Below are 9,342 nucleotides of genomic sequence, written 5' to 3'. Positions count from 1 at the left end.
GATATACTGTGTACTATGTACAGGATAGGTGGGAGACTAAGAAACTAGGACGTTAGTCTTGGTGGAGTCGACGTTGGGATACCACCCTTGGTGCATGGCGTATCTAACTTGTGGATGTGTAATCCAAAGGACAGTGTCTGGTGGGCAGTTTGACTGGGGCGGTCGCCTCCCAAAGAGTAACGGAGGCGCCCGAAGGTACCCTCAGAATGGTTGGAAATCATTCGTAGAGCGCAAAAGCATAAGGGTGCTTGACTGCGAGACCAACAAGTCGAGCAGGGACGAAAGTCGGGTTTAGTGATCTTACGGTACCGCATGGAAGGGCCGTGACTCAACGGATAAAAGCTACCCTGGGGATAACAGGCTTATCGCTTCCAAGCGTTCACAGCGACGAAGCGGTTTGGCACCTCGATGTCGGCTCGTCGCATCCTGGAGCTGAAGAAGGTTCCAAGGGTTGGGCTGTTCGCCCATTAAAGCGGCACGCGAGCTGGGTTCAGAACGTCGTAAGACAGTTCGGTCTCTATCCGTCGTGGGCGCAGGAAATTTGAAGGGAGCTGTCCTTAGTACGAGAGGACCGGGATGGACGTACCGCTGGTGCACCAGTTGGCCTGCCAAGGCCACAGCTGGGTAGCTACGTACGGACGGGATAAACGCTGAAAGCATCTAAGCGTGAAGCCCCCCTTAAGATGAGATTTCCCATTAGCAATAAGTAAGTTCCCTTATAGACGATGAGGTTGATAGGCTAGGTGTGGAAGTGCGGTGACGCATGAAGCTGACTAGTACTAATAGAACGAGGACTTAACCTTACAATGAATTTATCTAGTTTTGAGAGATGTCTGGTGACGATGGCGAAGTGGACACACCTGTTCCCATCCCGAACACAGAAGTTAAGCACTTCAGCGCCGAAAATAGTAGAAGTATCTGCGAAGATAGGACGTTGCCAGGCTCACTCAATTTAATATGGGGGATTAGCTCAGTTGGGAGAGCATCTGCCTTACAAGCAGAGGGTCGGCGGTTCGAGCCCGTCATCCCCCACCATTAACTTACTTACTTAAAAATAAATATGCAGATGAAATTGCCGAAATAGCTCAACTGGTAGAGCACCTGACTTGTAATCAGGGGGTTGCGGGTTCAAGTCCTGTTTTCGGCACCATTTGCAAAACGTCCCGTTAGCTCAGTCGGTAGAGCACTTGACTTTTAATCAAGGGGTCAGAAGTTCGAGCCTTCTACGGGACACCATCTTTAAAAATGCCTGGATGGTGGAATAGGTAGACACGTGGGACTTAAAATCCCATGGGATAAAACCCGTGTCGGTTCAAGTCCGACTCTAGGTACCAACTAAATTAATAAAGTGGGGCTTTAGCTCAGCTGGGAGAGCGCCTGTTTTGCACGCAGGAGGTCGACGGTTCGATCCCGTTAAGCTCCACCATTTTGTTAATATGAGATGTCATGTCTCTTTTATATATTATGTATGGCCCAAATGCAGGACATGGCGGTGTAGCTCAGCTGGTTAGAGCGTACGGCTCATACCCGTAAGGTCGAGGGTTCAAGTCCCCCCGCCGCTACCAATTAGGACCCGTAGCTCAGTTGGTTAGAGCCACCGGCTCATAACCGGTTGGTCGTAGGTTCGAGTCCTACCGGGTCCACCAAACCCAAATTTTAACTTAATAAACAATAATTGGCAATGGAGAAATACCCAAGTCCGGCTGAAGGGATCGGTCTTGAAAACCGACAGGCTGTAAAAGGCGCGGGGGTTCGAATCCCTCTTTCTCCGCCATTATTAAATATCGCGGGATAGAGCAGTCTGGTAGCTCGTCGGGCTCATAACCCGGAGGTCGTTGGTTCAAATCCTTCTCCCGCAACCAAAATGGTCCGGTGGTGTAGTGGTTAACATGCCAGTCTGTCACACTGGAGATCGCGGGTTCAATTCCCGTCCGGACCGCCATTTTTATGGCAAGGCTCTGTAGCTCAGTCGGTAGAGCAACGGACTGAAAATCCGTGTGTCGGCGGTTCAATTCCGCCCGGAGCCACCACTAAAATCTATCACTTATGTGTGATCATATTAAAATCTAAGTGGATACTTAGTTTTTTTTATCTTGTAGACTGTATACTATTATAATAAAATGTAGTATTTAACATAGAATTTAGCGTATTTTCTATTTAATAACGACAGGATCAGCTTATTTTTCTTGACATATACATGGCTTATGATACAATAGTTTCATAAGTAGTTTGAACATCAAAACATTTAAGGAGAATAATATGTCAAAAATAGGACTTATGGTTTGTGGAAACTCAGGCATTGATTACATTAATGTCGATTATCCAGTAAAAGTAATTCATTCAACACTCAATTTAGGCGATAAAGAATATGAGGATTATGTCGATATTACGGCAGAAACATTTTATAACACGGTTGTGAGTAACCCAGATATCGCGATTTCTACCTCTCAAACCCCAACCGGTAAGATTGCAGAAGTATACGAAGAATTCAAAAAAGAAGGGTACACTTCAGTAATCGCGATCATGATTTCTTCAAAGCTTTCAGGAACTTATCAAGGGGCTGTACTAGCTAGTACACTTGTTGAAGGGCTTGACATCCACGTTATAGACTCAAAAAGTGTGTCTCACGGAGAGTACTATCTCGTACAAAAAGCAATTGAAATGATCAAGGCAGGGAAGAAAGCTGAAGAAATAAAAGAAACTTTAGAACAATTAAGAGAAAAAATCCGTATAATGGTATTGGTAGATACTTTAAAGTATCTTGTGAAAAATGGCCGTTTGTCAGCAACTTCAGGTTTCTTAGGAACTTTGCTCAAGATAAAGCCATTATTACACGTAACACCTGAGGGTGCATTAGTACCACTTGAGAAGATTAGGACTACATCTAAAGCTAGAGAAAGACTTCTTGAAATTTTGATTGAAGAAACCAAAAATAAAAAAGTGGATATCTTCTTAGCTTATACAAATAACAAGATAGATGCAGAACACCTAAAAAATCTAATTTTAGAACAAAAACCAGATGTGCTAGTTGAACTTGTCCCATTGACACCTGTCGTAGGTGCACATGCAGGTCCAGGAACTATCGGAGTCGGATATATAGAGAGGTAATTATATGAGTCGTTCGAAAGATGTAATCAATGAGTTGTTAGTAGAGGTATTTAATCACATTCTCTCCATAGAAGGACAAACGTTAAAAGAACGTGGTGTTAAATTATCGATGACTGAAGTCCATGTACTAGAAGCCATCAACAATTCGACGCTTAAAACCATGGGGGATGTAGCGAGAAAGCTCCGTATAACACTCGGAACTTTAACCACATCTATTGATGTTCTTGTTCGAAAAAAATACGTGATTAGAAATCGTGCTAAGGACGATAAACGTAAAGTTTTGTTACATCTAACGGATCAAGCTCTTGAAGTGCTTAAGATACATGAAGGGTTTCATGACGAAATGATTGAATCATTAATGGTCGACCTAAACATCGAAAAAGATGAAGCACTTGTGAAATCCCTAGAGAATATCTCAAATTATTTTAAGCAAAAATACTGAGAATAAGCGCTATTATGCGCTTATTTTTTTTGGTTGTGTAGTTTGTTTATATGAGCTTTCATGTTATAATAACCATTGATAATAAACAATTGATGAAGAAGGTGCAACTATGTATGTTTTTGGGATTGATGTTGGTGGAACATCAGTAAAAATTGGATTATTAAATGACCAAGGGGATTTATTAGAATCTTGGGCTATACCTACAGATATATCGAACAATGGTGATAATATTTTATATGACATTGCCGATAGTGTAAAAGAATATATGAAAACAAAAAATATTACCAATCACGACATTTTAGGGTTTGGATTCGGACTTCCAGGTCCTGTATTTGAAGATGTTGCTATCAGATGCCCTAATTTAGGATGGGTAGATGTTAATGTGAGAGAAGCATTTTGTGTCGCATATGGTAAGAGTGTTACCGTAAAGGCTGGTAATGATGCGACTGTAGCAGCTGCTGGAGAATACTGGCAACGCAATATCAAAGGGGACGTTGTCTTCATCACACTAGGAACTGGTGTTGGTGGTGGTATTATTGCTAATGGCAAAGTCATTGATGGTGCGCATGGTGGTGGCGGAGAAATCGGTCATATTCGTGTCAACTTTGAACACCCTCAAGATTGTACTTGTGGCTTACAAGGTTGTTTAGAAACCGAATGTTCAATTAGAGGCATAACTAAGATGGCGAGAACGTTATTAGAAAAGGGCGATTTACCATCAGTATTAAGAAACGATCAAACACTTAATCCTCGTGTTATCTTTAATGAAGCTAAAAAAGGGGATGCAGTAGGCTTAGCTGTTGCAGATAAAGTCGGGTATTACCTAGGTATTGCTTGTGCGTCAATCGCTGTGACTACAGATCCAAAAACATTTATTATTGGTGGTGGCATTTCAAATGCAGGATCCATATTAATTGATAACATTAAGAAACATTACGTTAACTTTGCTCATTTCGCTGTGAAAGATATGCCTTTTGAGTTGGCTAATCTTGGTAATGATGCAGGTATGTACGGTGCGGCGTATTTGGTAATTAGCGAGGCTAAACACTAATGGTTTTGGATGTAATCGCAAGAGGCGTTGCCTTTGCAAAAGCATACATACCAGAAACAGTAGACTTTAACGCTGAAACCAAAAACGTAAAACTAGAAGAAGTTCTAGCATCAGTCATTCATGAGATTAATGAAATGCTTAATCAAGCATCTGATAACCAAGATATATTGTTATTCCAACTAGCAATACTTAATGACAGTGCACTATTCTCAGACATCAAAACAAGACTTAAGCAAACAAACTCATTGTCACAAGCGCTAAATCAAGCTATGGGTGTCTATATTGGAGACCTTTTGAAAAGCAACGATCCTTATTTAAGAGCTAGAGTTGTGGACATTGAAGACGTCAAATCAAGAGTCATCCGCAAAGCCCATTCAGTAATGGGAATGGTGGATGAGAATATCATACTTTGTGTGGATGAACTCTATCCTTCACTCATATTCGAATATCAAAGCCATATCAAAGCGATTTTGGCTTTAAAAGGGTCTAATCTATCACATGGAGCTATTCTTGCACGAGAAAGAAACATTCCATTCATGATTATTGACTCATTTGACTTTAATTCGATGGATTCGATATTGGTAGATGCCAATAATGGCATGTATCATGTGAATCCAAACCCAGATTTAGTCAGTGTCGTTATGACAGAACATGAAAAAGAATAATCTGACTTATCATTAAAGCACTACCCAAATAAGTTATTTATTAACTACAGTGGTATAAAAGAACTGGATCCTATGTACATTAGAAACTCTAATGGCATCGGATTATATCGAAGTGAATTCTTGTATTATGAGCTAGGTAGATTCCCAACAGTAGAAGAACAAGTCATGATTTTTGATAACTTACTAAGAAGTTTTTACCCTAAACCTGTTGTCATTAGAACATATGATTTTGGAGAAGATAAGACCCCAATTGGTATGCATATTGAGACTAGAGGGGTTGCTTCCTATATTTTGCACTTAAAAGATGACTTTGTTAATCAAATTAAAGCACTATTAATCTCTCACTCGAGATATGATAATCTGCGTATTATGATTCCGATGGTGTTTCAAAAAGATGATTTAGACGTCTTTAAGAAAATCCTTGACGGTGTACAGGAAGACCTAAAATTAACTTCTGAGCAACCTAAAGTAGGCGTTATGATCGAAACCAAAGAAGCTTTCAATCATTTAGAAGATTTTGCAACTGCAGATTTTATCTCTATTGGTACCAATGATCTTGGCAATAGTTTATTTGGGTACGGACGTGATCAATCTGTTGATAGAAGTAGATACGTTGAATCCCTTTGTGAAGCCATTGATGTCATCTCGCTTTTCGCAAGAGAAAAACAGATCGGTTGTACAATTTGCGGGGATATTGCCAGCCAAAAAGATGGGTTCCTTCGTCTCTTAAAACAAGGAGAAACCAACTTTAGTATCGCAATACCATTCTTAAAAGAAGCCAAACAGCTGATTAATCAAGATAAGTAAAACAATATAAAAGAATAACAACACTTTTTAAAAATATAAGTAAAAAAAGGTTGCATATTCTTTTTTTTTATCATATAATAGTAACGCTTACGCACAAGCGCAAAAGGCTGTGAAATGGAAGGTTGTCGGCACACGGATAGCCGTTGTCTATGTGAAGGGTTTTTCCATGGAGCAAGTCTATGACAAAGATTATAGGCGAAAGGAGACTATTGTAAAATGGCAAAAGAAGTTATCAAAATTCGTTTAAAGGCTTACGATCACAGATTAATTGATCAATCAGCTAAGAAGATCATTGAAAGTGTCTTAAAGACTGGGGCTAAGGTTCACGGACCAATTCCGCTTCCAACTGAAAAAGAAATTTTCACAATCTTACGTTCACCACACGTTAACAAAGATTCACGTGAACAATTCGAACGTCGTACTCACAAGAGATTGATTGAAATCTTAGATCCAAATGCTCAAACGATTGAAGCACTTATGCATATTGACTTACCATCAGGTGTCGATATCGTATTAAAGAAGTAATTAAAAACTAATTAACAAGGAGAAAGAAACATGGCCAAAGGAATCTTAGGTAGAAAATTAGGCATGACTCAAATTTTCAATGAAAATGGTCACCTAATCCCTGTTACTGTTATCGATGTGGCTCAAAACGTAGTGTTACAACAAAAAACTGTTGAAACTGACGGATACGTTGCGACTCAAATTGGTTTCGAAGACAAAAGGGAAAAATTAAGCAACAAGCCAGAACAAGGGCACGTCGCAAAAGCTAATACAGCACCTAAGCGCTTCATTAAAGAAATTCGCTTTAACGAAACGCTTAATGAATTAGCGGATTTAGCGGTAGGTTCAGTTGTTTCTGGAGATATTTTCGCTGCTGGCGAATTAATCGATGTCACTGGTACTTCAAAAGGTAAAGGGTTTGAAGGTACAATCAAGAGACACAATCAACACAGAGGGCCTATGACACACGGGTCAAGATACCATCGTGGTCCAGGTTCTATGGGAGCCATCAAAGGCAATATGAAGGGTAAAAACTTACCAGGGCATATGGGACATGAACAAGTTACTGTTCAAAACCTTGCTGTGGTAGCTTATGACTCAGAACGTGAAGTATTACTCGTTAGTGGTAGCGTACCAGGACCTAATAAAGGTTTCGTGGTTGTTAAATCTGCCATTAAGAGTGAAAAGTAAGGAGGAACAATGATGCCTAAATTACAAGTTTTAAATCAACAAGGTTCAAAAGTAACTGACCTTACACTTAATGATTATGTATTCGGTATTGCCCCTCACCAACAAGTACTATACGATGTAGTAAACGCTCAAAGAGCTGCAATGCGTCAAGGTACACACGATGTTAAATCTCGTGCTGAAGTTTCTGGTGGCGGAAGAAAACCATGGAGACAAAAAGGAACTGGCCGTGCTCGTCAAGGGTCAACAAGATCACCACAATGGAGACATGGTGGTATCGTATTCGGTCCAACTCCAAGAAGCTATGCTGTGAAAGTTAATAAGAAAGTTGGCCAATTGGCTTTACGTTCTGCACTTTCATTCCATGCAAATAACGAATCACTTATCGTAGTTGATCAACTACATGTTGACAACGCAAAAACTAAAGAGTTCAAAGCATTGCTTGACAACTTGAAAGTTACTGAAAAAGTATTAATCGTAGACAATGTGTTTGAAGACAATGTGTTCTTAGCAGCACGCAACTTACCAAACGTTGCTTTAGTACAAGCTTCACATGCAAGTGTATACGACTTACTAAACTGCAAAGTATTATTATTAACTGAAAGTGCAGTTAAACACTTCGAGGAGGTGCTTGCATAATGATTAAATACTACGACATTATCAAAGCTCCAATCATTACTGAACAAACTTCAAAACTTATTGAAACAGAAAATAGCTATACTTTCGAAGTTGATAAGAAAGCTAACAAAATCGAAATCAAAAAAGCCATTGAAGCTGTATTCGGTGTGAAAGTAGTAAGAGTAAACACAATCAACGTATTACCTAAGTTCAAAAGAATGGGTAAATACGAAGGTTACAAGAATGCTTATAAGAAAGCAATCGTAAAACTAGCTGACGGTCAAAAGATTGACAAGTTCACAGTTTAAGATTAGTGAAATATTAAAGGAGAATTAACTTATGGCGGTTAAAATTTATAAACCGACGACAAACGGTCGTCGTAACATGAGCGTATTGACATACGAAGAAATCACTACATCTACTCCTGAAAAATCACTACTCGAGCCATTAACTAAGAATGGTGGCCGTAATAACCAAGGTAAAATTACGGTTCGTCATCAAGGTGGCGGCGCTAAGCGCAAATATCGTGTAATTGATTTTAAGAGAAATAAAGATGCTATCGTTGGTAAAGTAGCAACCATTGAATACGATCCAAACAGAAGCGCGAACATCGCATTAATCAACTATGTTGACGGTGAAAAGCGTTATATCATTGCGCCAAAAGGCTTAGTGGTAGGAATGAGTATTGAATCAGGTGCAAATGCTGACATCAAAGTTGGTAACGCATTACCAATTATGAATATCCCAGTTGGTACAGTAGTTCATAATATTGAATTACACCCTGGTAAAGGCGGACAATTAGTTCGTTCAGCAGGTACTTCAGCTCAAATCTTAGGTCGTGAAGAACGTTATGTTCTTGTAAGACTAAGCTCAGGCGAAGTTCGCAAAATTTTAGGTACTTGCCGTGCTACAGTTGGTGAAGTCGGAAACGAATCTTACGAACTTGTAAACATCGGTAAGGCAGGTAGAACTAGACATATGGGTATTCGCCCAACAGTTAGAGGTTCTGTAATGAACCCTAATGACCACCCACACGGTGGTGGTGAAGGTAAACAACCAATCGGTCGTAAATCACCAATGTCACCATGGGGTAAACCTGCTCGTGGTATCAAAACTAGAGATTCTAAGAAGGCTTCTAACGATTTAATCGTAAGACGTCGTACAAAGTAGGAGGATAATCATGGCACGTTCAATTAAAAAAGGTCCTTTTTGCGATGATCACTTATTAAATAAAGTGGTAACTGCTAAGAAGGCAAAAGATAACAAAGTAATCCAAACTTGGTCAAGACGTTCAACGATATTCCCTGACTTTGTAGGATTAACAATTGCAGTATACAACGGTAGAGAACATGTACCTGTGTATGTAACAGAAGATATGGTAGGACATAAGCTTGGTGAATTCGCACCAACTCGTACTTACCGCGGTCATGGCGCTGACAAAAAAGCGAACAAGAAATAAT

At 39.9% G+C, this 9,342-nt stretch carries 11 protein-coding genes, 11 tRNA genes and 2 rRNA genes; all 24 read left to right on the top strand.

What is annotated here, in order from left to right:
- A 23S ribosomal RNA gene (locus JN09_RS01360) occupies positions 1-803 on the top strand; the annotation flags it as partial.
- Positions 804-832: 29 nt separating this feature from the next.
- Positions 833-943: ribosomal RNA gene (rrf, locus tag JN09_RS01355) — 5S ribosomal RNA — on the top strand.
- 16 nt (positions 944-959) lie between these two features.
- Positions 960-1,035, top strand: a tRNA-Val gene (locus JN09_RS01350).
- Positions 1,036-1,074: 39 nt separating this feature from the next.
- A tRNA-Thr gene (locus JN09_RS01345) sits at positions 1,075-1,150 on the top strand.
- A gap of 10 nt (positions 1,151-1,160) precedes the next feature.
- A tRNA-Lys gene (locus JN09_RS01340) sits at positions 1,161-1,236 on the top strand.
- Between the two features lie 11 nt (positions 1,237-1,247).
- A tRNA-Leu gene (locus JN09_RS01335) sits at positions 1,248-1,334 on the top strand.
- A 16-nt stretch (positions 1,335-1,350) separates the two neighbouring features.
- Positions 1,351-1,426 (top strand) — tRNA-Ala (locus JN09_RS01330).
- A 62-nt stretch (positions 1,427-1,488) separates the two neighbouring features.
- Positions 1,489-1,565 (top strand) — tRNA-Met (locus tag JN09_RS01325).
- Between the two features lie 4 nt (positions 1,566-1,569).
- Positions 1,570-1,646, top strand: a tRNA-Ile gene (locus JN09_RS01320).
- Between the two features lie 37 nt (positions 1,647-1,683).
- Positions 1,684-1,774: transfer RNA gene (locus JN09_RS01315), tRNA-Ser, on the top strand.
- Positions 1,775-1,785: 11 nt separating this feature from the next.
- Positions 1,786-1,862: transfer RNA gene (locus JN09_RS01310), tRNA-Met, on the top strand.
- A gap of 4 nt (positions 1,863-1,866) precedes the next feature.
- Positions 1,867-1,942, top strand: a tRNA-Asp gene (locus JN09_RS01305).
- A gap of 12 nt (positions 1,943-1,954) precedes the next feature.
- Positions 1,955-2,030: transfer RNA gene (locus JN09_RS01300), tRNA-Phe, on the top strand.
- 229 nt (positions 2,031-2,259) lie between these two features.
- Entirely contained in the window at positions 2,260-3,108 is an 849-nt protein-coding gene (locus JN09_RS01295) for a DegV family protein (RefSeq protein WP_204431994.1), read from the top strand.
- Between the two features lie 4 nt (positions 3,109-3,112).
- Positions 3,113-3,550 carry a MarR family winged helix-turn-helix transcriptional regulator gene (locus JN09_RS01290; protein WP_204431993.1) on the top strand — a complete coding sequence of 146 codons (438 nt, stop codon included), beginning with the start codon at positions 3,113-3,115 and terminating at the stop codon, positions 3,548-3,550.
- Between the two features lie 109 nt (positions 3,551-3,659).
- Positions 3,660-4,601 carry an ROK family protein gene (locus tag JN09_RS01285; protein ID WP_204431992.1) on the top strand — a complete coding sequence of 314 codons (942 nt, stop codon included), beginning with the start codon at positions 3,660-3,662 and terminating at the stop codon, positions 4,599-4,601.
- Entirely contained in the window at positions 4,601-5,266 is a 666-nt protein-coding gene (locus tag JN09_RS01280) for a phosphoenolpyruvate-utilizing N-terminal domain-containing protein (RefSeq protein WP_204431991.1), read from the top strand. Before JN09_RS01285 ends, JN09_RS01280 begins: the two co-directional genes overlap by 1 nt.
- Positions 5,267-5,305: 39 nt before the next feature.
- Positions 5,306-6,073 carry a putative PEP-binding protein gene (locus JN09_RS01275; RefSeq protein ID WP_308699512.1) on the top strand — a complete coding sequence of 256 codons (768 nt, stop codon included), beginning with the start codon at positions 5,306-5,308 and terminating at the stop codon, positions 6,071-6,073.
- Positions 6,074-6,289: 216 nt separating this feature from the next.
- Positions 6,290-6,598, top strand: coding sequence for a 30S ribosomal protein S10 (rpsJ, locus tag JN09_RS01270; RefSeq protein WP_204431990.1), 309 nt, complete (start codon positions 6,290-6,292; stop codon positions 6,596-6,598).
- Between the two features lie 30 nt (positions 6,599-6,628).
- Positions 6,629-7,267, top strand: a complete 639-nt coding sequence (gene rplC / locus JN09_RS01265) for a 50S ribosomal protein L3 (protein WP_204431989.1) — start codon at positions 6,629-6,631, stop codon at positions 7,265-7,267.
- A gap of 12 nt (positions 7,268-7,279) precedes the next feature.
- The gene (rplD, locus tag JN09_RS01260) at positions 7,280-7,903 is read left to right on the top strand and encodes a 50S ribosomal protein L4 (protein ID WP_204431988.1); all 624 of its coding nucleotides are present in this window, start codon (positions 7,280-7,282) and stop codon (positions 7,901-7,903) included.
- Positions 7,903-8,190, top strand: coding sequence for a 50S ribosomal protein L23 (rplW, locus tag JN09_RS01255; protein WP_204431987.1), 288 nt, complete (start codon positions 7,903-7,905; stop codon positions 8,188-8,190). Before rplD ends, rplW begins: the two co-directional genes overlap by 1 nt.
- Positions 8,191-8,221: 31 nt before the next feature.
- Complete coding sequence (gene rplB / locus JN09_RS01250; protein WP_204431986.1) at positions 8,222-9,052, top strand: 50S ribosomal protein L2; 831 nt, start codon at positions 8,222-8,224, stop codon at positions 9,050-9,052.
- A 10-nt stretch (positions 9,053-9,062) separates the two neighbouring features.
- A complete protein-coding gene (gene rpsS / locus JN09_RS01245; protein WP_204431985.1) occupies positions 9,063-9,341 on the top strand; it encodes a 30S ribosomal protein S19 in 279 nt (92 codons plus the stop codon).
- The last annotated feature ends 1 nt before the right edge of the window (position 9,342 follow it).

Origin of the sequence: Paracholeplasma morum (assembly GCF_016907055.1) — a bacterium.
GTDB classification, from domain to species: Bacteria; Bacillota_I; Bacilli_A; order Acholeplasmatales; family UBA5453; genus Paracholeplasma; species Paracholeplasma morum.
Note: the sequence above shows the minus strand (reverse complement) of the source record. Positions and strands in the feature narration are given on the sequence as shown.